Here is a 22,619-nt window from a genome sequence, read left to right on the forward strand (position 1 = left end):
GGATTATGCAGGCGGCCATTCTAGCGCCGACGGCCGGTGATGCGCACCCAGCCATCGAGGGTGGCGATCGGATCCAGATCGAAGTCCTGGGCATAGGCCGCAGCCACCTCTTCGCCTTGTTCGGCGAGGATGCCGGAGAGTGCCAGGCGTCCTCCGGACTTCACCAGGCCGGACAGTTGCGGGGCCAGGGAGACCAGCGGGCCGGCCAGGATATTGGCCACCAGCACATCGGCCTGTACTTGTGGCAGTTGCTCGGGCAGGTACAGCGGGAACAGTTCGTCGGCAATACCGTTGCGCCCGGCGTTGTCGCGGGAGGCTTCCAGTGCCTGGACATCGATATCGGTGCCGACCGCTTGCTTGGCGCCCAGCAGCAGGGCAGCGATGGCGAGGATTCCCGAGCCGCAACCAAAGTCCAGCACGTTGCAGTCCTTGAGGTCCTGGCCGTCCAGCCACTCCAGGCACAGCGCGGTGGTCGGGTGGGTGCCGGTGCCGAAGGCCAGGCCCGGGTCCAGCAGCAGGTTGACCGCGTCAGGCTCCGGTGCGGCGTGCCAGCTTGGAACGATCCACAGGCGCTGGCCGAAACGCATCGGCTGGAAGTTGTCCATCCAGCTGCGTTCCCAGTCCTGGTCCTCGATGACTTCGCTGTGGTGCTCGGGCAACGGGCTGCCGGTCAGCAGTTCCAGGTGAGCGAGCACGCTGGCGGCTTCAGTGCCGCCTTCGAACAGAGCCAGCAAGTGAGTGTGGGACCACAGTGGCGTGGTATTGAGTTCGGGTTCGAAGATCGGCTGATCCTCGGCGTCCATGAAGGTGACCGAGACGGCACCGACTTCAAGAAAAGCGTCTTCATAGGTTTCGGCTTGTTCTGGGCTGATGGCGAGACGGACTTGCAGCCAAGGCATGGCGGGCACCTTTGAAAATATGTGATGTGCAGCCTAGCGGGCCGCGAGAAGCGCGCAAGTTTACGCGAGACGACCCGCAGGAGCGAGGGGGACGCCTAGTTCTTGCTCGCGTTGGCCGTTGATCGGGGAGTGCACGCAATGGCTGTTGTGCGGTTGGCGGGCAAGCTCGCTTGAACAGGGGGGGCGCAGGGGCAAATGACAGATACGACAAGGCCGCTCGAAAGCGGCCTTGTCGGTGTGGCGAGTGCCGATCAGTGTTGCTCGGCCAGCTTGTGCTCGAGGTAGTGAATGTTCACGCCCCCTTTGCAGAAGCCTTCGTCACGGGTCAGATCGCGGTGCAGCGGGATGTTGGTCTTGATTCCGTCGACGACGATTTCGTCCAGCGCATTGCGCATGCGCGCCATGGCTTCGTCACGGGTCGCCCCGTAGGTGATCAGCTTGCCGATCAACGAATCGTAGTTCGGTGGAACCGCGTAACCGCTGTACAGGTGCGAGTCGACGCGCACGCCGTTGCCGCCCGGAGCATGGAAATGCTTGACCGTGCCTGGGCTTGGCATGAAGGTTTTCGGGTCTTCGGCGTTGATCCGGCATTCCAGGGCGTGACCGCGAATGACCACGTCATCCTGGGTGAACGACAGCTTGTTGCCGGCGGCGATGCTGAGCATCTCCTTGACGATATCGATGCCAGTGACCATTTCCGAAACCGGGTGCTCTACCTGCACGCGAGTGTTCATCTCGATGAAGTAGAAGCGGCCGTTCTCGTAAAGGAACTCGAACGTACCGGCACCGCGGTAGCCGATGTCGATGCACGCCTTGACGCAGCGGGCGAAGACTTCCTGGCGCGCAGTCTCGTCGATGCCCGGTGCCGGCGCTTCTTCGAGGACTTTCTGGTGACGACGCTGCAGCGAGCAGTCGCGGTCGCCCAGGTGGATGGCGTTGCCCTGGCCGTCGGACAGCACCTGAACTTCCACGTGACGTGGGTTGGTCAGGAACTTCTCCAGGTAGACCATCGGGTTGCCAAACGCCGCGCCGGCTTCGGAGCGGGTCAGCTTCGCCGAGGCGATCAGGTCTTCTTCCTTGTGCACCACGCGCATGCCGCGACCACCGCCGCCGCCAGCGGCCTTGATGATCACCGGGTAGCCGACTTCACGGCCAATGCGCAGGGCGGTTTCTTCGTCTTCCGGCAGTGGGCCGTCGGAACCTGGAACCGTAGGAACACCAGCCGCGATCATGGCGTGCTTGGCGGAAACCTTGTCGCCCATCAGGCGGATGGTTTCAGCTTTCGGGCCGATGAAGGCGAAGCCGGAGTTTTCCACCTGTTCGGCGAAGTCGGCGTTTTCCGCCAGGAAGCCGTAGCCAGGGTGGATTGCCGTAGCGCCAGTGACTTCAGCGGCCGCGATGATGGCCGGAATGTGCAGGTAGGACTGCGCGGCTTGCGCAGGCCCGATGCAGACGGATTCGTCCGCCAGGCCCAGGTGCATCAGCTCCTTGTCGGCCTTGGAGTAGACGGCGACGGTCTTGATCCCCATTTCCTTGCAGGCACGCAGGATCCGCAGGGCGATTTCGCCGCGGTTGGCGATCAGGACTTTTTCCAACTTCGCAGGCTTCAACATCAAAGACTCTCCGCGGTTCAAACGATGGTGAACAGCGGTTGGTCGTACTCAACCGGCTGGCCGTCTTCGACAAGAATGGATTCGATCACACCGCTGGTTTCAGCTTCGATGTGGTTCATCATCTTCATCGCTTCGACGATGCACAGGGTGTCGCCCTTCTTCACGCTCTGGCCGACTTCAACGAAGGCTGGCGAGGTAGGCGAAGACTTGCGGTAGAAAGTACCGACCATTGGCGAGCGGGCCACGGTGCCGTTCAGCGCAGGTGCGGCGGGGGCGGCAGGAGCAGCGGCGGCGGCCGGGGCGGCAGCGGCTGGTGCAGCTACGGGGGCGGCAACCGGAGCCGGTGCGTAGTACTGCTGGGCTGGAGTCTTGCTGTGGCGGCTGATGCGCACGGACTCTTCGCCTTCCTTGATCTCCAACTCGTCGATGCCGGACTCTTCCAGCAGTTCGATCAGTTTCTTAACTTTACGGATATCCATGAATCATCAACTCCCAAGGGTCGGTCAGGGGCGTTTAGCTTGTTGTTCAAGCTGCTCTAGTGCGGCCTCCAGGGCCAGTCGGTAACCGCTGGCGCCAAGGCCGCAGATCACTCCCACCGCAACGTCGGAGAAGTAGGAGTGATGGCGGAAAGGTTCGCGTTTGTGCACGTTGGACAAATGCACTTCGATGAATGGGATGCTCACTGCCAGCAGCGCGTCACGTAATGCGACGCTTGTATGTGTAAAAGCTGCTGGATTGATCAAAATGAAGTCCACGCCTTCATCGCGGGCGGCATGGATACGTTCGATCAATTCGTACTCGGCATTGCTCTGCAGATACTGCAGATGGTGCCCGGCATCACGGGCCCGCTGCTCCAGGTCCTGGTTGATCTGGGCCAAGGTGGTTGCACCGTAGACCCCCGGTTCACGGGTGCCGAGCAGGTTCAGGTTGGGGCCGTGAAGCACCAGTAGGGTGGCCATCGGTTGTTCCTTGTTATCGGGGTGCTGTTGTCAGAACCCGGCGACTATGCCGGAAAGACTTTATGACTGTCCAGTTCTCTGCAATAGCCAGCACGATGACCGATGTTTGCGCAAAATATGTGACCAAGCACTTAAATCCGGTCATTTGCCTGCAGGGTGAGAGCGCTGCACTCCCGGCCAGCCGTTTCGCCGATGATGGGGCGTTTGTCAGGGAAAACCGGGGCACAGGCAGAGCTTAGACGCGGAAGGCTTGCACCGCCGTATGCAATTGTCCCCCGAGGTCCAGCAAGTTCTCGCCCTGGGCCCGGCCTTCGCCAATGCGCAGCAGGTTGTCGCCGCCCAACTGATGGATGCGCTCGCTGTGGTCGCGGATCTCGCTGACCGCGCCGCTTTGCTGGGCGGTGACATCGGCGATGCGCACGGCGGTGTCGGCGATGGTCTGGATCGCCCCGACGATTTCGTCCAGGGCACCGTCGGCGGCCTGGGCCTGGCTGGCGGTGGCTTCGGCGTGTTCCACCTGGGCACGCATGCCTTGCACCGATTGTTGCGCGGCGGCCTGCAGGCCGGCGATCAGGGTCTGGATCTCTGCTGTAGCGCCGGCGGTACGCTGGGCCAGGGAGCGCACTTCTTCGGCGACCACGGCAAAGCCACGGCCCATTTCCCCGGCGCGAGCGGCTTCGATGGCGGCGTTGAGGGCCAGCAGGTTGGTCTGTTCGGCAATGGAGCGGATCACGGTCAGCACGCCGCCAATGGTGGCGGACTCCTGGGCCAGATGCTCGATCATCTGCGCGTTGCCCTGTACCTCGCCCACCAGGGCGTGCAGCCCGGTCAGGCTCAGGCCTATGACTTTCTGTCCCTGTTGCACCGCAAGGCCAGCGCTGCGGCTGGCATCGGCGGCCTGGCTGGCGTCGCCGGCAACCTGCTGGATGGTGGCTTCCAGCTCCCCCAGGGCATCGCGGATCTGCGCGGTATCGCCGGCCTGGCGCTCGGCCCCGCTGTGCAGGCCGCTGCTGAGGTCAGCCAGGGCGCGGCTGCTGCCGGCCACTTGCTCGGCGTTCTGGCGAATGGTGCCCACCAGATCCACCAGGTAGGCCCGCAGGCGATTGAGGGATTCTTCGATGGCGTGCAGTTCGCGGTTGGTCTTGCCCAGCTGGATCGGTCGGCTGAAGTCGCCTTCGGCCCAGGTCGACAGCGCCGGGGCCAGGTTGGTCAGGACCCGGGCCAGCTTGCGCTGCAAGGTGTCGATGACCAGGGCGATCAGCAGGATCAGGCCGATCATCAGCCCCTGGATCAGCCGTACCTCGCCCTGGATCTGGCCGTGCTGGGCCCGCACCGCCGGTTCCAGCTCGGCGATGGCCTGGCGCACGGCGGTGATCTTCAGCAGGGTCGCGGCACTCAGGTCGGCGCGTTTCTGGATCTGCTCGCGGGTGCGCTGCAGTTCCGCCGGGTAGCGGTTGAGCAGGCTGTGGAGTTCGCGCTTGAGGCCGATGCCGGCGTCTTCGGCAGTGGCTTTCTGGGTGTTTTCCAGGCCCATCAGGGCGGCAAAGTCATCGGTGCCCGATTCGCTGCTGGCGGCCACCCCTAATAAAGGCAGGGCTTCGAGCCGGTCGGCCTGGGCCTTGATGTTGTTGACTTCGCGTTCGACATCGGCGGCCAGTTCGCTGCGGCCGCTGCTCACCAACTTGTCTCGGGCCAGGGACAGTTTGCCCAGGTGCTGCGCCGCGGTGAGCAGCAAGGGCAGGTAAGTGGCGCCTTCTGCGGTCTTGGTCCCGCTGGCGTACTGGCTGAGCTGTTCCAGGTTGGCCCCCAGCTCCCGCTCGGCCTGCAACAGCAGGGCCTGGGGATCGCCGGCCAGCTTGCCCGCGGCCAGCAGGTCGGTCTTGCTGAAGTCATCGAGGCTGGCCAGGCTCGGGCGCAAGCTTTGCGCGAGTTGCGGCGGCAGCTCGGTCAGTTCGCCTTGCAGGGCCTCGATGGCCTGGGCTGCGCTGCTCAGGCGCAGGGCGTCGCCGCTGGCCAGGTAGTCTTCGATATTGCGCGCTACCTGGTTTTGAAACTGCTGGGACAGTCCCAGGTAGCGCTCCATCAGCAGGTAGGGGCGCTCCAGGGCTCGTTGCGACCACCAGAGCGTGGCTCCCAGGGCCAGGCAGACGGCAACTAACAACAGGGTATTGAGATTGGTCAGCAGCTTCAGGCGCATCAGGGCTCTACCAACGGCAAAAATGGTAAGCGCCTGAATTTATTGCGTTTGTATTACAAGGTTATGACCGAATCTGTGGATTCGGATGAAAAGATGGCACTTTGACTTGATTGCCGTGCGGCCTGCACTCGGTTGCGTCCGCCGTGCTTGGCGCGGTACAGCGCCTCGTCCGCCTGGCTGGCCATCATCAGGCTGTCGGAGTCTTCCTGCATCTCCACCACGCCGGCGCTGAAGGTGCACCACAGGTCTTGAGGCTGGGCCGGGTAATGGATCTCGGCAAAGCGCTGGCGGATTTCGTCCAGGACCTTGCAGGCGGCGTCCTGATCGGTGTCGGGCATGACGATGGCAAACTCTTCGCCGCCGTAGCGGCCGATGAAGTCGGTCTTGCGCAGGCGCTGCTTGAGAAACAGCGCCAGGCTCTTGATCACCCGGTCGCCCATGGGGTGGCCGTGGCTGTCGTTGACCCGCTTGAAGTGGTCGATGTCGAGCATGGCGAAGCTCAGCGGCTTGCCCTCGCGGCGGGCGCGGAAGCTGCAGTCTTCCAGCAGTTGCAGAATGTGGGTGTGGTTGTACAGGCCGGTGAGGCTGTCGCGGACCATCCGTGCCTTGAGGTTGCGGGCCCGGGCGGCGCGGTTGCGCACGGTGGTGATCAGGTGCCGCGGCTTGATGGGCTTGGTGAGGAAGTCATCGCCGCCTTCGCTCATGGCGTCCAGTTGCTTGTCCAGGTCGTCCTCGGCGGACAGGTAGATGATCGGCACGCTGACGTAACGGTCGTTGTGGCGGATCACCTTGGCCAGCTCGGTGCCGGTGCAGGCCGGCATGTACATGTCGAGGATGATCAGGTCCGGCTGGAAGTCCGCCAGCTCGGCCATGGCCTGGATCGGCTCGATCAGGGTGCGGGTAACGATCCCGGCGCTGTTGAGCAGGCGCTCGGTATGCAGCGCCTGGGCCCGGGAGTCGTCGATGATCAGCACTTTATAAGGCTCGTACTGGGCGACGCAGGTCAGCACTTCGATCTTTTCCAGCAGGCTGGAAGCTTCCAGGGTGCCAGTCAGGAACTCCTGGCCGCCGGCGCGTACTGCCGCCAGGCGAGTCGGGGTGTCGGTTTCATGCAGGCTGAAGAACAGCAGCGGCAGTTTCTGCTCCAGGCCGACCTGGGCTTCGGCTGCCAGGGTCAGGCCCATGCCGGGGCCGCAGAAGTCCACATCAATGACGATGGCCGCCGGCAAGCGCTCGACCATGGACGAACGAAAGGCGGCAATACTGTCCAGGGACTGGGCCGTGAGACCAAAGAATTCCAGTTGCTTGGCCAGGCGCTCGGCCCGGTCGTGATCCTGCAACATCACGTAGATAGGTTTGCGCAACGGCGGCAGGAAGGTCTGTTCCAACTGGTCGTCGTGGCGCAGGCCGGTGCGCGACAAACGCTGCATCAAGCGATTGAGGTCGGTGATCAGGTTGCTGCTCAGACGACCGCGATTGGCATCCACGGCCTCCAGCGATTGGCTGATGCTGCGGGCCAGTTGGGTATGTTCGGGTTGCTCGAAGCGTTCAGCGAAACGCAGCAGGCGCAGGTTGGCTTCGCACAGTTCCGACATGTCGGTGGTGGACCATTCGCTGCGTTGCAGACGCTGCCATATCTCAAGAATCTGACGTGCCTGATGAATTACCCGCTGGGCAAAGTGGTGCTTGAGGCGCTCACGGCTGGGGTCTTCTGGCTCGGTCATATCCTGACTACTAGGTAGGGTGCATGCTGAGGTCGACTGGTGGCTCTATGCTAGCACCACTTTTGTGTCCCATGAGTGTCGTACGTCAATAATGTGAAAGGCGGGGTTATTCAGTTCCTGACCCACTGGTCGCATAGGCTCTGGAGTGTGCTTCATTTATAGTGACCGCCTGATTCGCAATCATTGCGCGGCGCGCATTTGCCGGAAGATATATCCCGTCAAGGCAAGGCACGATGGAGTAGGGTTGTGGTCGAACCGATGAACCCAAGTGATTGAAAGGACATAGCCATGCTGGATTGGAAGAATCGCGCAGGTAGCGCGCCGGATCGTGCTGCCGAACCCAAGTCGGCGACACGCAGCTATTTCGGTGGCCTGCTGTTCAGTCGTGCCCTGGCCACCTTGCTGGGCCTGTACCTGCTGGTCACGGGCGGCCTGGGCTGGTACTGGAGTCAGGAACCTGCGCTGTTCCCGGTCCAGCAGAACGCCCAGATCGCTGCCGAGAAGGAAGGCCGGCAGATGGTGGTGGGCTACACCACCGTGGAAACCCTGAAGACCGTGGTCGGTACCTTGCTGGACAAACCGGGTGGCTATATCTCCAACGACCGTTTTCCACCGGGCCTGTGGATGGACAACATGCCAAGCTGGGAATATGGCGTGCTGGTCCAGGTCCGCGACCTGACCCGCGCCTTGCGCAAGGACTTCGCCCGCTCCCAGTCGCAGTCCGCTGAAGACTCCGACCTGGCCAAGGCCGAACCGCGCTTCAACTTCGACAACAAGAGCTGGGTGCTGCCGTCCAGCGAGTCCGAGTATCAGGACGGCATCAATTCCCTTAGCCGCTACCAGGCTCGCCTTTCCGATCCAAACCAGAAGACCGCGCAGTTCTATGCCCGTGCCGACAACCTCAACAACTGGCTGGGTGATGTAGGGACGCGCCTGGGCTCGCTGTCGCAACGGCTGTCGGCCAGTGTGGGCCGGGTCAAGCTCAACACCGCACTGAAAACCGAAGTGCCGGCCCCGGGCCAGGGCCCGCAGGTGGATGAGGAAGTGGTGGAAACCCCATGGATGCAGATCGACAACGTCTTCTACGAGGCCCGTGGTCAGGCCTGGGCGCTGTCGCACCTGCTGCGTGCGATTGAAGTGGACTTCGCCGACGTGCTGGCGAAAAAGAACGCCACGGTCAGCGTGCGTCAGATCATCCGCGAACTGGAGGCCTCCCAGGAGCCGGTCTGGAGCCCGATGATTCTCAATGGCAGCGGCTTTGGCGTCCTGGCCAACCACTCGCTGGTCATGGCCAACTATATTTCCCGAGCCAACGCGGCAGTCATCGACTTGCGCCAACTGCTCAATCAAGGCTGATCCATGGTTGCGACCACCAATGAGGCGGCCCATCGCGCCGCCTCCGACGCTGAAGAAATAGCCTGGGTCGATGGCGAAGACCAACTGCTGGGGGCCATGGTCCGCTCGGAGCTGCGCGAGCGCGGCCTGATCGGGCGTGGCACCTACATCATGCTGTTCAATTCTGCCGGTGAGCTGTGCGTGCACCGGCGTACCCTGAGCAAGGCCATCTACCCGGGCTATTGGGATGTTGCCGCCGGTGGCATGGTCCTGGCGACTGAAAGCTATGCCGAATCCGCGGCCCGGGAACTGGAAGAGGAGCTGGGGGTGAGCGGCGTCGAACTGACTGCCCATGATCACTTCTTTTTCGAGGACACCGGCAACCGTCTCTGGTGTTCGGCGTTCTCTGCCGTGTGGGACGGTCCGCTGCGTTTGCAGCCGGAAGAAGTCCTGGAAGCGCACTTCATTCCCCTGGATCAGGTGCTGCGGGAAATCCACGAAAAGCCCTATTGCCCGGACTCCTTGGCCGCCTTGCAACGTTATCTGGCCCGACGTCGTTAAAGTTGCATAAATTGACGCTGATTGGCTCTTAGCAACCGGGCTTTTTGCCGTTACACTGCGCGACTTTTCAAGCTGAACCGATGCTGCTTCTTAAACAAGGGCGCCCGGCTCAGTAGCGCTGCCCCTGCCTGAGTGGGGCTTCGCGGTCGATGGCACCGCCATGTGCTTCGACCAGTCTTTGTCCTCCCAAGAGGATTGCCGGTGGCCAAAAAAGCCGCATCCTTCGCCGCCCTTGGTGGCCTGGTGTTTTCCACCGACGCAGGTCGACATTGCCCGGACTGTAGCCAGCCGGTGGCCGCCTGTATCTGCAAACAAACCGTGATTCCGGCCGGCGACGGCATTGCCCGCGTGCGTCGCGAGAGCAAGGGCCGTGGCGGCAAGACGGTGACCACCATCACCGGCGTGCCTCTGGCCGAAGACGCCCTCAAGGAGCTTGCCACCACGTTGAAGAAACGCTGTGGCACCGGTGGCGCCTTGAAGGACGGCGTCATTGAAATCCAGGGTGACCATGTCGAGCTACTCTTGGCGGAACTGGTCAAGCACGGTTTCAAGGCGAAGAAGTCCGGCGGCTAGCAGCCTCTGTGAAAACCACCTCTGACTGGACGCTGTCTTGATTGGCTCAGGACGCAGGTGTCGTCTCCATGGTTTTCACAGAGCCTGTTCATGAACGGTTTCTAAACTCAGCACGGCAGGCGCGGTCTATTGCGCTTGCAGGCTAATCGTCATTTTCATTCTTTAGACTGCGCCGACCCCGGATTGGGGCGGCGCTCTATGACTTCTTTATAGGGGACTTCGATGTCCGTACGACGCACACGTAAAGACGATGGCAGCCAATGGACCGTTGCGGACAGCCGCAGTGTCTACGGGATTCGCCATTGGGGGGCCGGGTATTTCGCGATCAATGACGCCGGTCGCGTCGAAGTTCGTCCGAATGGCCCGAGCAGTTTGCCCATCGATCTGTTCGAACAAGTCGAGGAGCTGCGCAAGAGCGGCTTGTCCCTGCCTTTGCTGGTGCGCTTCCCGGACATCCTCCAGGACCGTGTACGCCAGCTGACCGGCGCTTTCGACGCCAACATCGCGCGCCTGGAATACCAGAGCAAGTACACCGCCCTGTACCCGATCAAGGTCAACCAGCAAGAAGCGGTGATCGAGAACATCATCGCCACTCAGAACGTCTCCATCGGCCTGGAAGCCGGCTCCAAGCCGGAGCTGCTGGCGGTTCTGGCCCTGGCGCCCAAGGGCGGCACCATCGTCTGCAACGGGTACAAGGACCGTGAGTTCATTCGCCTGGCGCTGATGGGCCAGAAGCTTGGCCACAACGTGTTCATCGTCATCGAGAAAGAGTCCGAAGTGGGCCTGGTGATCGAGGAAGCGGCCTCCCTCAAGGTCAAGCCACAGGTGGGCCTGCGGGTGCGTCTGTCGTCCCTGGCGTCGAGCAAGTGGGCCGACACCGGCGGCGAGAAATCCAAGTTCGGCCTGTCGGCGGCGCAACTGCTGTCGGTGGTGGAGCGCTTCCGCGCCGCCGGCCTGGACCAGGGCATCCGCCTGCTGCACTTCCACATGGGCTCGCAGATCGCCAACCTGGCGGACTACCAGCACGGTTTCAAGGAAGCCATCCGCTACTACGGCGAACTGCGCAACCTCGGCTTGCCGGTGGATCACATCGACGTGGGCGGTGGCCTGGGCGTGGACTACGACGGTACCCACTCGCGCAACGCCAGCTCGATCAACTACGACATGGACGACTACGCCGGCGTGGTGGTGGGCATGCTCAAGGAATTCTGCGATGCGCAGAACCTGCCGCACCCGCACATCTTCTCCGAGAGCGGCCGTTCCCTGACCGCCCACCACGCCATGCTGGTGGTGCAGGTGACCGACGTCGAGAAACACAACGACGACGTGCCGAAGATCGAAAACAAGGAAGAGCTGCCGGAAACCGTGCAATGGCTGGTGGACCTGCTGGGTCCGACCGACATCGAGATGGTCACCGAAACTTACTGGCGCGCCACGCACTACATGAGCGACGTGGCGGCCCAGTATGCCGACGGCAAGCTGACCCTGGCCGAAAAAGCCCTGGCCGAGCAGTGCTACTTCGCCGTGTGCCGTCGCCTGCACAACTCGCTCAAGGCACGTCAGCGTTCCCACCGCCAGGTGCTGGATGAACTCAACGACAAGCTGGCGGACAAGTACATCTGCAACTTCTCGGTGTTCCAGAGCCTGCCGGACACCTGGGCCATCGGCCAGGTGCTGCCGATCCTGCCGTTGCACCGTCTCGACGAAGAGCCGCTGCGTCGCGCGGTGCTGCAAGACCTGACCTGCGACTCCGATGGCAAGATCAAGCAGTACGTCGATGAGCAGAGCATCGAGACCAGCCTGCCGGTTCATGGCCTCAACGAGGGCGAGGACTACCTGCTGGGGATCTTCCTGGTGGGCGCCTACCAGGAAATCCTCGGCGACATGCACAACCTGTTCGGTGACACCGACTCGGTGAACATCTACCAGCGGCCCAATGGCAGCGTGTACCACGCCGGGATCGAGACCCACGACACCATCGAAGACATGCTGCGTTACGTGCACTTGTCGCCGGAGGAGTTGATGACTCATTACCGCGATAAAGTGGCCAGCGCCAAGATCAGCGCCGCCGAGCGCACCCAGTTCCTCGACGCCTTGCGCCTGGGCCTGACCCGCTCGTCCTACCTGTCGTCCTGAAGGCCCGGGCATCCCCAGTGATGCCTGTTCCGTTCCGGCACAAAGCCGCGCCCTGCGATGGAGGGCGCGGCTTTTTTTTGAACTGTTTCCAGGTTCGCCACGCAAGAGGGGGCCCCGTTCCATTTCAGCTAGCCTGCAAAGAGGCGTCCATGGTGGGCGCAACGAGGCTTGCTGATGCTCAATACATCGAAAGGCGCCTGGCGTCTGCTGTTCGGCACCCTGGTGCTCAGCCTGCTGGCGGCCTGTTCACCGCTCAAGGCGCTTAATTCCCTGACCCCCGACAGCACCTTTATCAAGACCCGGGACATTGCCTATGGCAGCGATCCACGGCAGAAGCTGGATGTCTATCAGCCCCGGCAGGCGGTTCCCGGTGCACCGGTGGTGGTGTTCTTTTACGGTGGCAGTTGGAACAGCGGCTCGCGCAACGACTACGACTTTGTCGGCGAGGCCCTGGCCTCGCGGGGCATGGTGGCGGTCCTGGCGGACTACCGGCTGTATCCACAGGTGCGCTATCCGGCCTTTCTTGAAGACGCGGCCCGCGCCGTGGCCTGGACCCATGAACATATCGGTGAGTTTGGCGCCGACCCGCGGCGGTTGTATCTGATGGGGCACAGTTCTGGCGCCTACAACGCGGCCATGCTCGCCCTGGACTCGCGCTTGCTGGGGCAAGTCGGGCTGACGCCGCAGATCATCAAGGGCTGGATCGGCCTGGCCGGGCCCTATGACTTTCTGCCGATCCGCAACCCTGAGGTGCGCCCGGTGTTTTTCTACCCTGATTCGCCGCCGGACTCGCAGCCGATCAACCACGTCAGCCGCGGCGCGCCGCCGGCGCTGCTGATAGCGTCCGATGATGATTCGCTGGTCAACCCACAGCGTAATACCGGTGGCCTGGCCAGCAAGCTGCGAGCGGCAGGAGTACCGGTGCAGGAGTTCTATTTTTCCCGCACTGGCCACGCCACGCTGGTGGCCGCCTTGTCTCGCCCCTTGCGTGGGCTGGCGCCGGTACTGGATCGGGTCAGTGGTTTTGTTGAGTCGACGCCGACTCAGTGAGCCCCGGCAAACCAGCCGTCGCGCCGCTCCAGGTGCCAGGCGAAGGCTGCCAGGGTCAGGCTGCGCAGGAGCATGAACAGCAGAAAGGTCAGCCACAGGCCGTGGTTGCCGAAGCCTTGCAGGCCCCAGGCGAAGGGCAGTAGCAGGAGCACAGTGAGGAGCATGCCGTTGCGCATTTCCCGGGCTCGGGTGGCACCGATGAACAGGCCGTCCAGCAGGTAGCTCCAGACGGCGATCAGGGGCAGTACGGCAAGGTAGGGCAAATAGCTGAAGGCGGTCTGGCGGACCTCGGGAATGTTGGTCTGCATTTCGATGAACAGGTGGCCGCCCAGCAAGAACATCAGCGCGAATCCCAGGCTGGCCAGCAATGACCAGCCACCGGCCACCACCAGCGAACGGCGCAGGGCCTGGCGATCGTGGGCGCCGATGGCGTGGCCGCACAGGGCTTCCACCGCGTGGGCCAGTCCGTCCAGGGCATGGGCGGTGAGCAACAGGCCGTTGAGCAGCAGAGCGTTGGCTGCCACCGTGGCATCCCCGAGGCGGGCGCCTTGTACGGTGATCAGGAAAAACACCGATTGCAGGGCCAGGCTGCGGATGAAGATGTCACGGTTCACTGCCAGCAGCGGGCGCCAGCGCTGCCAGCGGCGCAGCGCGGCCCAGACGATCCGTCCCGGATAGGCGCGCAGGGCCGGCCGGGTCATGGCCAGGCCGATCAATGCCCCGGTCCATTCGGCGATCACCGAGGCCCGGGCCGAGCCCACCACGCCCCAGTCCAGTCCCAGGACGAACCACAGGTTGAGCGCGATGTTCACCAGGTTGGTACTGAGCAGGATGGCCAGCGGTGCCCGGGCATTCTGGGTGCCGAGGAACCAGCCCACCAGGGCGAAGCTGGCCAGGGCCGCTGGCAGGCCCAGCAATCGAGTGTGGAAAAATGCCCGGGTCATCTGGTCCAGGCCCGCCGAGGGTTGCATCAGGTGCAAGGCCGCGCCGCTCAGCGGCACGCCGATGGCCCCCAGCAGCAGTGCCAGGCCCAGGGCCAGCAACAGGCCCTGGAGGAGGATCTGGCGCAGGGCGGCACCGTCGCCGCGGCCGGCGGCCTGGGCGGCAAACCCGGTGGCCCCCATGCGCAGAAAACCCATGGCCCAGGCCAGGAAGGTATAGAGGCTGGCGCCTACTGCCACGGCCCCCAACTGATGGGCGTGGGGCAGGTGACCGATCACGGTGCTGTCCACCAGGGCCACCAGGGGCACGGAAATATTCGACAGGATCATCGGCGCGGCCAGGGCCCAGACGCGGCGATGGGTGGGGCGATGATGCCAATCGGTGATCAGGGGGGACATGCGGGCTCCTTGCGAGAGCCGGCATTGTAGCCTCGGCGACGAGAGGCGCCGAGGTTTCAGAAGGGGATCAGTGAATGATCCAGCTCAGCAGCCAGAGACCGAGCACCAGCCAGATGATGCCGAGGATGATCGAGGCGCGCATGAAGGCGCGGATCGCCGAGTAGAGGAACATCAGGCCGATGATCAGGCCAATGATGCTGACAATGGAGGTGTCCATCCCCAGGGCCCGGGACAGTCCGTCGACGAAGTTGCCACCGGCGTGGGTCAGGGTATTGAACAACCCGCTGAGCAGGTCGACGATAAACCGGATGACCGAACCTATGGCCTGGCCAAGCCACTCGAAGAAACTTTCTACCTGCATGTGTGCGTCCTGATGAAAGAGGGGGCGGGTGCCCGAGCTCAACCTTGGGCCATGAATGCCCGCAGCGAGTTCCCTGTTAAGCATAGAAGCTGCCGGGGCCGCTCATTCTGTAGGAGCCGACCGGCCGGCGAAAGCACTCTTGCGTCCCACGGCTATCCCCCGGAAGCTATACGCCTTCAGGAGACCCCGATGAATCTAGAGCAACTGACCCAACGCCTGCACGCCATTCGTGACCACAACGATTGGCGGCAATTTCACAGCCCGAAGAACCTGGCCATGGCCGCCAGCGTCGAGATGGCGGAGCTGGTGGAAATCTTCCAGTGGCTGACCGAGGAGCAGTCGCGGCAACTGCCCGCGGACAAGCTGGCTCACGCCGGACAGGAGGTAGGCGATATCGTCCTTTACCTGCTGTTGCTGTGCAGCGAGCTGGGGCTGGACATGGACCAGGTGGTGCGCAGCAAGCTGGCGGACAGCGAACGGCGGTTCTGCTCATGAGCGATCGGCATTTCGACCAACTGGCCACTCGTTTCGCCGAGAAGATCTATGGCGGCGCCAAGGGCGCGATCCGCCTTGCGGTGCTCCAGGCCGACCTCAAGGAATGCCTGCCCGAGCGGCCGCTGCGGGTGCTGGATATCGGTGCCGGCCTTGGGCACATGTCTCTGTGGCTGGCCCAGCACGGGCATCAGGTGACCCTGGCCGAGCCCGCCGCGCCGATGCTCGAAGGCGCCCGCCAGCGTTTTGCCGAGGCCGGTCAGCAGGCGACCTTCATCCAGGCGCCCTGGCAGGAGTTGTTGGGGCAGCTCACCGAGCCCTACGACCTGGTGCTCTGCCATGCGGTGTTGGAATGGCTGGCCGAACCCCACGCGATCCTGCCGGTTCTGCACCAACTGACCAGCGCCGACGGCTGGCTGTCCCTGGCGTTCTATAACCGCGATGCCCTGGTTTATCGCAATCTGCTCAAGGGCCACTTCCGCAAGCTGCGCAAGAACGACATGGCCGGCGAGAAGCAGAGCCTGACCCCGCAACAACCGCTTGATCCGCGCGAGCTGGCGGCGCAACTTGAGGGCTTGTGGCGAGTCGAAACCCAGAGCGGAGTGCGGGTTTTCCACGATTACATGCCGGTGGAATTCCAGGCTCGCGCCGAGCTGACGGATTTGCTGGAGATGGAATTGGCTCACCGCCGACACCCAGGTTTTGCCGGGCTTGGGCGTTATCTGCATTGGCTGTGCCGGCCGGTCTAACGGAGTGCGCAATGAAACGCCGCCTGGGTCTGATCTTCCTGTGTTCCGGGCTTGCCGCCTGTCAGGGCAGCAATCCCTACGTCGCCAGTAGCAAGCCCCTGCCACCGGCGCCGCCGCAAGCGGCCAACACCTTCGACCGCAGCGCCTATCCGGCGCCGCAACGGGACTATGGGCGCTACCGCAACTGGGCCTGGCTCAATGGGCGCCTGCCCAACGGCTCGGCCTGGGCCGACTCGGCGCAGATCGCCGAGGCGGTCAGCAATGCCCTGGATCAGCAGGGTTTGCGACCGGTGCAAGACCTGCGTCCGGCGGACCTGTGGGTCAGCGCTGACCTGCACCTGGAGAAGCGTTTGCGCCAGGTCCGGGACGATTATGGTTATGGCGGGTACGGGGGGTACAACCGCTACGGGCCGGGTTACGGCATGTACGGCAGCGTGCCGGTGGTGCGCACCTACGAGGTGGAGGTCGTGGTGGTCCGGGTCAATCTGTTTGACGGCGCCAGCGGCCAGCCGGTGTGGAGCGCCAGCGCCGAGACCAGCAGCAGGGGCAGCCTGAGTGAACGTGCCGATTCGCTGCGTGAGGCAGTGCAAAAGGCCATGGCCGCCTATCCTCCCAGTTAGTTGAACGATGCCCGTTTTTGCTCTTCACGCGGAGAAACAGCATGTTCCATCGAATCGCGTTACTGGTGTGCGCCGCCTTGCTCAGTGCCTGCGCTGCCGACCAGATCAATCATGACTTTGACGCCAGCCGGGACTTTGGCGCCTACCGCAGTTGGAGCTGGAAAGAACCCGCCCTGCAATATCTCCCCGACGATCCGCGCATCAAGAGTGACCTGACCGAGCAGCGCATCCGTCAGGCGGTGGCCGAGCAATTGGACCAGCGGGGTCTGCGCCCGGCCCAGGGCGGGAGCCGGGCAGACCTGAATGTCCAGGCGTATCTGATCGTCGAGGACCGTCAGCAACAGGTCACCACCCACTATGGTGGAGGCTGGGGTGGCCCATGGAATGGCTACTGGGGCGGCCCGATGTACAACGAGACCCGTAACATCACCTACAAGGTGGCGACCCTTCAGATCGACTTGCTGGACGGTAAGGACGGCAGGCTGGTGTGGCGTGGCAGTGATGAACAAATGCTCAGCAGCTCGCCCAATCCCGCCGACCGCACGACTGCGGTGCGTACTACGGTGATGCGAATCCTGCAGAACTACCCGCCGCACTGAGGCCTTTACCAGGCAGGAGCACCGGCTTTGGCAAGCGCCACAGGCAGCCTGTGGCGCGCCTTTGCGCCGACAGTCAGGCGAGCTGGCAGCCTGCCAGCACAGGCCCGGGCCTTTGACTACACTGCTGTGCATCGATGGAGAGTGCGCTCGGCTGCGAGCCGGTAAAGGAGTGCCCCGATGTCTCCTCTGAAGCGGTTTACCGGCCCGGCCCGTCAACGTGGCGCCATTGGCCTGATGGCGGCAACGACCCTGGGCCTGGCGCTGTTGCTGATGCTGCTGGTGGTGGACAGCGGCCGGCTCTACATGGAGCAGCGCAAGTTGCAGCGGGTAGCGGACAACGCGGCGCTGGAAGCCGTCAGCCGTGGCGGCAATTGCCTGGCCGGCCTGACGGCCGCCACCTATGTCGGGCAGAGTGCAGTGCGCAATGGCTTCGTCGTCGCCGCCGGCAATACCCTGACCACCAACTGCGGCTTCCTGAGCACCGGAGCCGACGGTTTGCGTACCTTCAATGCCAACCCGGCGCAGTCGGCGGCTGTGCAGGTAATCGCCACTAATACCGTCCCCATCAGTGTGGCCTCGGGGGTTGCTGCGCTGTTCTCGCCAGGTCCGATCAACCTCACCACGCAGCTCACGGCCACAGCCGTTGCGGCTGCACCAACGCCGCCGCTGGCGCAACTGAGCATTCGCAGCACCATCGCCACCGTCAACAGCGCCAACTCAGCGTTGCTCAATGCCCTGGTGGGCAACATGCTCGGCGGCAGCGTGAACATCAGTGCCGTGGGCTGGAATGGCCTGCTCAACAGCGATATCAATTTGCTGAGCTACCTCGACCAACTGGCCATCGACCTGGGCGTCGCCGCCGGCAACTACACCCAGTTGCTCAACACCCAGGCGAGCCTGACCCAACTGATCCAGACTGCCGCCACCATGGTCCAGGCCAATGGTGCTACCGCCGACCTACTGGCGGCCCTGGGGAGCCTGCAGGCGGCGGTGAGTGCTCAGATACCGGAGCTGGAACTGGGGGACATCCTGAAACTGCAGACCGGTGCCGTGTCCACCGCGCTGGATGCCAACGTGCAGCTGTTCCAACTGCTGCAAGCGATGGTTCAACTGGCCAACAGCAAGAGCGCGGTGGCGGCGGTAATACCGGCCAACCTGCTGGGCCTGGCCAATGTGACGGTCAGGGTCAAGGTCATCGAGCCGCCGCAGTTCTCGGCGGTCGGTGACCCTCGGCTGGCCATCCTCGATCCGTTGGGGCCCAATCGCATCTATGTGAGCACAGCCCAGGTACGGACGCTGATTTCGGTCAACCTCACGGGCCTGTCCGGGGTGACCGGCCTGGCCAACGCCGTGCTGGGGCTGGTGGGTTCGCTGACGCCGACCCTCAACAGTGTCCTGAGCCTGGACCTGGCGGCCACCATCAACTCCGTGGGCTGCCTGCTGGGCGCCGGGTGCCAGCAAATCGACCCACAAGTGCTGCCTTCTCCGCGAATCGACATCAACCTGGAGTTGGGGGGCGCCAAGGCCTACGTCACCAACTACAGCTGTCCGACGGGCAACACCGGAACCAAAAGCCTCACGGCGTACAGCGAATCGTCCCTGGCCGACATCAAGGTCGGGCAGATTGATCCCAACACGACGTTCTCTTCCTCGACGCAACCTGTGGTGACGCCGCTGCCGATCATCGACCTGGGCATCTGGACCTGTCGCAAGATTCTCGGGATCGGCAGTTGCGGGCCGGCGCGCACAGCCTTCGCCGCCGGGGGCATCGGCATCAAGGTCGACAGTTCGCTGGGGCTCAGCCAGACCGGGCCGAACGTGGGGCGGGACCTGACTTACTCAAGCGGTGCGCCGGATTTTGCTGTCCCCCCGAACGTCAACCAGACGCCGAGCTACCAGAACGCTGCCCCGACCAACAACCTCGTCAACAGCCTGTCGGGCACTATCTCCGGGATCAGCCTGCAGGTTTACCAGCCGGTCAGCGCCAACCTCCTGGGTTCGGTAGTGGCGGGCGCGGGGGGGCTGATCAATGGTGTCACCAGCCTGATCATGCCGCTGATCAGCAATCTGCTGAGCCCCTTGCTCGATCCGCTGTTGAACAACCTGCTGGCGGCATTGGGGGTCAGCCTGATGGACGTCCAGGTCGGTGCCAACCTCACCTGCGGGCAGACGGGCAGGGCCTATCTGGTGATCTGATCCGCCTGGACAATTGGCAGCTCGATGCAAAAGCGCGCGCCGTCCTGGCCGTTGCTGACACTCAGGCGACCGCCCATGTTCTGGACTATGCCGTAGCTCACCGACAGACCGAGCCCGGTGCCGACGCCCACCGGCTTGGTGGTGAAGAAGGGTTCGAAAATCCGTTCCAGCAGCCGCGGGTCGATGCCACCGGCGTTGTCCTCGACCCACAGGCGCACCCACTCTTCGTCGCGCTGGCCATGTACGGCAATCCAGGGTTTGAAATCCTTCTGCTGCCCTTGCTTGCCCAGCAGGGCGTCCCGGGCATTCACCAAAAGGTTGATCAGCACCTGTTCCAACTGGTCGACAAAGCCCAGCACCTGAACCTCGAAACCCAGCTCGCTGATACGCAGTTCCAGCCCCTTGCCACGCATGCCCTCGGCCAGCAGCGACAGGGTCCCCTCGATGGCCTGGGCCGGATTGAAGGGCTGTTGCTCCACCTCCGAGCGCCGGCCGAATACCCGCATGTGGTCCACCACTCGAGCGGCCCGCTGGACCTGAGCGTCGATGCGATGGAGTTTTTCGGTCAGGTAGTCGACCTGGATATCGCCACTGTTCAGGCGCTTGAGCACATTGACGATGGCCATGCGCATCACGTTGAGCGGCTGGTTGATTTCATGGGCCAGGCCGGTGGCCATTTCCCCCAGGGTGGCCATTTTCGCGCTTTGCGTCAGTTGCTGCTGGGAACGCCGCACTTCGGTGTTGTCGCGGCCCACGGCCTGGATTTCCAGCAACTGCCCCTGTTCATCGAATACCCCACGATCCGACCAGACCCACCAGGCGTGTTCACGCCCTGGCAGTTGCAGGTTGATCTCGGCGGTGCTGACCGGAAACTCCGGGCTCAGCAACGTGAGCCGCCGTTCAAAACCCTCGCGCTGCTCGGCGGACAGCCACTGTCCGAGATTGCTCCCCGGCAGATCTTCGGCGGCGCACTCCAGGTAGGCCGCCAGCGGCCGGTTGCCGAAGGTCAGGGTCAGGTCCGGGCGGTAGCGGCAGATCATCGCCGGTGAGTCTTCCACCAGAATCCGGTAGCGCTCTTCGCTCTGGCGCACGTGCTCGGCGGCCAGGGTGGCTTCGGTGACGTCCAGCCACAGGCCAACCGCTTCCACCGGCAGGCCCAGGTCATTGCGCAGCAGCCGGGCTTCGTCCAGTACCCAGTGAAAGTTCCCCTGGCGATCCCGGAGTCGGTAGCGGGCATGGACATTGCCCTCACGCAGCAGTTGGCGACAGCGCTGGAAGTACAGGTCGCGGTCCTCGGGATGGACCCAGTCCGCCACGGCGCCTTCGTTGCAGTCTTCCAGGCTCCAGCCCAGCAGCGGTTGCAGGCTGGCGCTGAAAAAACTCGGTTGCAGGGCGCCTTCCAGGTAGCGCTGGACATAGATCACCGCCGGCGAGCTGGCGATCAGGTTATCCAGGCGGGCATGGGCGGCAGCGGCTTGTTGCTGTTGGTTCTTGATATCGCTGATATCCAGCATGAACCCCACCAGCCGTTGCTGTTCCCCTCGTCCCAGGGCCTGGCCCTGCAAACGGTACCAGCGCGTTGCTGCGCTCGGGTCAGCTTCGTGCAGGCGGACGCAGAGCAGCAGCGGCTTGCCCAGCTTCAGGGCCTGCAGGCGGCTGTTGAGTTCGGCGCGGTCGGCGGGGTGAATCAGTTCCAGCCAATCCTGGACGCTGAGTCTGTTGCTGTCGGCGGGCAGTTGCAGGCTGGCGGCCAGTGGCTTGGCCAGCAACACCTCGGCCGTGTTGGCGCGCAGCTCCCACCAACCGGTGCCCAGCAGCCCTTGCAGGGCTTCCAGGCGCTCCAGGTGCAGGTGATGACGCTGTTCCCGCAGGCGGCTGAGCAGTGGCCCGGCCAGGGCCGCAGTGAGCGCCAGCCAGTCGCGGTCCAGCAGGTTGGGCGCGTGTTGCTGTACGGCGTAACAGCCGCACAGCAGCCAGGCCGCGACGCCATGGTCGTCCCGGTAGGGCACCAGAAAACCTTCGCGATGACCGAAGATGCCCTGCAATCGCGGGTGTTCATTCAGGCCCTGGATTTGATTCAGATGCAGCGGTGTATTGCCGCTCAGGCTATCCAGGCCAGTCCCCAGGTCCTGGTCGTCATGCCACAACCGGGGTGAGTCATGGGCACTGTAGCAACTGTGGATGACCCAGCTTTGTTCCTGTTCGTCGAGCAAGGCCAGGCCCAGGCAGGGGATGTGCCAGTAGCGGGCCAGGTCGGCGAGCTGGTCGTGCAGCACGTCCGGCAGGCGGGTCAGGTTGCACAGGCGGATCTGTTCGCTGATCTGCGCGGCGAAGATCTGGCATTGCTCACGGCTCAGGGCCTGTTGGCGTTGCTGGATCAGGTCGCCGATGTCCAGTAGATGCAGCAACCATTGCGAGCCCCAGGGTTGGAGCCAGCCGCGCAGGTGCAAGGTCTTGCCACCCAGCCCGCGCAGGTCCAGGTCCAGCACTTGTCCGCTCCAGTCGGCGGGACGGCCTTCGAGGGCCAGGGTGCTGCCGGGCAGGATGTAGTCCAGCAGGTGCGGTGGTTCGGCGCTGGGGGGCAACTGGGCCAGCCCATGACGCAATGGCCCGCTGCTGGTGAGGACCCGGCCCTGGGGGTCGAGTACCAGTTGCAGGCCAACAGCCTGGGGCGGGACCCGGGACTCGTCGGCGGGGAGTGGCTGACGGCCCAGCAAGCGTCCAAGCAGCTTGTCACCAGAGGTCAAAATTGCACACTCGAGATGGCGCTCAGGTTGGTGGGCAGGTTGGGCACCGGGCCGACCACCGGTAACACCAGGCGCGGCAGTACCTGGGTGAGTTTCTGGGTGGGGTAGTCGATCCGTACTGTGAGTACGCCGTTGGCGTACACCGCGCTGTGGTCGGCGGCGGCGAAGTTGAAGGCCGGCGGAATCCAGTTGGTCTGGTTCTGCACCACGGTGTTGGCCAGGTCCTGCACCGTGGTGGCGTAGTCGTCGATATTGGGGTCGACCGCCACGGCCCGGCGCACCGCTTCAGCGGTCGCCTGGTTGAAGGATTGCATCAGCAGCAGCGGCAGGCTGTAGCTGACCAGGCCGTAAAACACTGCGAAGAAGATCACGAACACGGCGGCGAATTCGATCGCCACAGCACCTTTCTGCTTTCTAGGGAGGCCCGGTTTCATGAGTGCGTCTACCCTGACAACCACTATGTCCATT

Annotated in this window: 20 protein-coding genes; 10 read left to right on the forward strand and 10 right to left on the reverse strand. The window is 63.5% G+C overall.

Features of this window, described 5'->3' with window-relative positions:
• Positions 1 to 20: 20 nt before the first annotated feature.
• From prmA to KHO49_RS04390, 6 genes are all read right to left on the reverse strand, one after another.
• A complete protein-coding gene (gene prmA, locus KHO49_RS04365; protein WP_102862993.1) occupies positions 21 to 899 on the reverse strand; it encodes a 50S ribosomal protein L11 methyltransferase in 879 nt (292 codons plus the stop codon).
• A gap of 251 nt (positions 900 to 1,150) precedes the next feature.
• Positions 1,151 to 2,512: an acetyl-CoA carboxylase biotin carboxylase subunit gene (gene accC, locus KHO49_RS04370; RefSeq protein ID WP_015633996.1), complete on the reverse strand. Its 1,362-nt coding sequence runs from the start codon at positions 2,510 to 2,512 to the stop codon at positions 1,151 to 1,153.
• 17 nt (positions 2,513 to 2,529) lie between these two features.
• Positions 2,530 to 2,991, reverse strand: a complete 462-nt coding sequence (accB, locus tag KHO49_RS04375) for an acetyl-CoA carboxylase biotin carboxyl carrier protein (protein ID WP_015633997.1) — start codon at positions 2,989 to 2,991, stop codon at positions 2,530 to 2,532.
• A gap of 24 nt (positions 2,992 to 3,015) precedes the next feature.
• Complete coding sequence (gene aroQ, locus KHO49_RS04380) at positions 3,016 to 3,471, reverse strand: type II 3-dehydroquinate dehydratase (RefSeq protein ID WP_025130565.1); 456 nt, start codon at positions 3,469 to 3,471, stop codon at positions 3,016 to 3,018.
• A 235-nt stretch (positions 3,472 to 3,706) separates the two neighbouring features.
• Positions 3,707 to 5,668: a methyl-accepting chemotaxis protein gene (locus KHO49_RS04385; protein ID WP_213664665.1), complete on the reverse strand. Its 1,962-nt coding sequence runs from the start codon at positions 5,666 to 5,668 to the stop codon at positions 3,707 to 3,709.
• A 53-nt stretch (positions 5,669 to 5,721) separates the two neighbouring features.
• The gene (locus KHO49_RS04390; RefSeq protein ID WP_213664666.1) at positions 5,722 to 7,392 is read right to left on the reverse strand and encodes a response regulator; all 1,671 of its coding nucleotides are present in this window, start codon (positions 7,390 to 7,392) and stop codon (positions 5,722 to 5,724) included.
• A gap of 288 nt (positions 7,393 to 7,680) precedes the next feature.
• Between KHO49_RS04390 and KHO49_RS04395 the strand changes: the two genes are divergently transcribed.
• The 5 genes from KHO49_RS04395 (at position 7,681) to KHO49_RS04415 (ending at position 13,047) form a co-directional block, all read left to right on the forward strand.
• The gene (locus tag KHO49_RS04395) at positions 7,681 to 8,748 is read left to right on the forward strand and encodes a DUF2333 family protein (RefSeq protein ID WP_102862996.1); all 1,068 of its coding nucleotides are present in this window, start codon (positions 7,681 to 7,683) and stop codon (positions 8,746 to 8,748) included.
• A gap of 3 nt (positions 8,749 to 8,751) precedes the next feature.
• A complete protein-coding gene (locus tag KHO49_RS04400; RefSeq protein WP_092319250.1) occupies positions 8,752 to 9,288 on the forward strand; it encodes an NUDIX hydrolase in 537 nt (178 codons plus the stop codon).
• 201 nt (positions 9,289 to 9,489) lie between these two features.
• Complete coding sequence (locus KHO49_RS04405) at positions 9,490 to 9,861, forward strand: translation initiation factor Sui1 (RefSeq protein ID WP_015634001.1); 372 nt, start codon at positions 9,490 to 9,492, stop codon at positions 9,859 to 9,861.
• Positions 9,862 to 10,083: 222 nt separating this feature from the next.
• Complete coding sequence (gene speA, locus KHO49_RS04410; RefSeq protein ID WP_102862997.1) at positions 10,084 to 11,997, forward strand: arginine decarboxylase; 1,914 nt, start codon at positions 10,084 to 10,086, stop codon at positions 11,995 to 11,997.
• Between the two features lie 174 nt (positions 11,998 to 12,171).
• On the forward strand, positions 12,172 to 13,047 hold the full coding sequence (locus KHO49_RS04415; protein WP_102881945.1) for an alpha/beta hydrolase: 876 nt from the start codon (positions 12,172 to 12,174) through the stop codon (positions 13,045 to 13,047).
• Here the strand turns inward: KHO49_RS04415 and KHO49_RS04420 are convergent.
• Both KHO49_RS04420 and KHO49_RS04425 read right to left on the reverse strand, forming a co-directional pair.
• Positions 13,041 to 14,387, reverse strand: coding sequence for an MATE family efflux transporter (locus KHO49_RS04420; protein WP_213664667.1), 1,347 nt, complete (start codon positions 14,385 to 14,387; stop codon positions 13,041 to 13,043). The two genes, KHO49_RS04415 and KHO49_RS04420, sit on opposite strands and share 7 nt — an antisense overlap.
• Before the next feature lie 67 nt (positions 14,388 to 14,454).
• Positions 14,455 to 14,748 (reverse strand): hypothetical protein, encoded by a 294-nt coding sequence (locus KHO49_RS04425; protein WP_102863000.1) that lies wholly within the window; start codon positions 14,746 to 14,748, stop codon positions 14,455 to 14,457.
• 189 nt (positions 14,749 to 14,937) lie between these two features.
• On the opposite strand from KHO49_RS04425, the gene KHO49_RS04430 reads away from it, so the two are divergent.
• From KHO49_RS04430 to KHO49_RS04450, 5 genes are all read left to right on the forward strand, one after another.
• The gene (locus tag KHO49_RS04430) at positions 14,938 to 15,243 is read left to right on the forward strand and encodes a MazG-like family protein (RefSeq protein ID WP_102863001.1); all 306 of its coding nucleotides are present in this window, start codon (positions 14,938 to 14,940) and stop codon (positions 15,241 to 15,243) included.
• Positions 15,240 to 15,989, forward strand: coding sequence for a methyltransferase (locus KHO49_RS04435; protein WP_110595483.1), 750 nt, complete (start codon positions 15,240 to 15,242; stop codon positions 15,987 to 15,989). Before KHO49_RS04430 ends, KHO49_RS04435 begins: the two co-directional genes overlap by 4 nt.
• Positions 15,990 to 16,000: 11 nt before the next feature.
• A complete protein-coding gene (locus KHO49_RS04440) occupies positions 16,001 to 16,609 on the forward strand; it encodes a DUF4136 domain-containing protein (RefSeq protein ID WP_102863003.1) in 609 nt (202 codons plus the stop codon).
• Positions 16,610 to 16,650: 41 nt separating this feature from the next.
• On the forward strand, positions 16,651 to 17,208 hold the full coding sequence (locus KHO49_RS04445) for a DUF4136 domain-containing protein (RefSeq protein ID WP_213664668.1): 558 nt from the start codon (positions 16,651 to 16,653) through the stop codon (positions 17,206 to 17,208).
• 177 nt (positions 17,209 to 17,385) lie between these two features.
• Positions 17,386 to 19,404 (forward strand): pilus assembly protein TadG-related protein, encoded by a 2,019-nt coding sequence (locus KHO49_RS04450; protein WP_213664669.1) that lies wholly within the window; start codon positions 17,386 to 17,388, stop codon positions 19,402 to 19,404.
• Here KHO49_RS04450 and KHO49_RS04455 read toward each other — a convergent pair.
• Both KHO49_RS04455 and KHO49_RS04460 read right to left on the reverse strand, forming a co-directional pair.
• The gene (locus KHO49_RS04455) at positions 19,389 to 22,151 is read right to left on the reverse strand and encodes a PAS domain-containing sensor histidine kinase (protein WP_213664670.1); all 2,763 of its coding nucleotides are present in this window, start codon (positions 22,149 to 22,151) and stop codon (positions 19,389 to 19,391) included. The genes KHO49_RS04450 and KHO49_RS04455 overlap by 16 nt on opposite strands.
• Positions 22,148 to 22,585: a TadE/TadG family type IV pilus assembly protein gene (locus KHO49_RS04460; protein ID WP_110595487.1), complete on the reverse strand. Its 438-nt coding sequence runs from the start codon at positions 22,583 to 22,585 to the stop codon at positions 22,148 to 22,150. Before KHO49_RS04460 ends, KHO49_RS04455 begins: the two co-directional genes overlap by 4 nt.
• Positions 22,586 to 22,619 lie beyond the last annotated feature (34 nt).

Source organism: Pseudomonas sp. RC4D1, assembly GCF_018390395.1.
GTDB lineage: Bacteria > Pseudomonadota > Gammaproteobacteria > Pseudomonadales > Pseudomonadaceae > Aquipseudomonas > Aquipseudomonas danubii.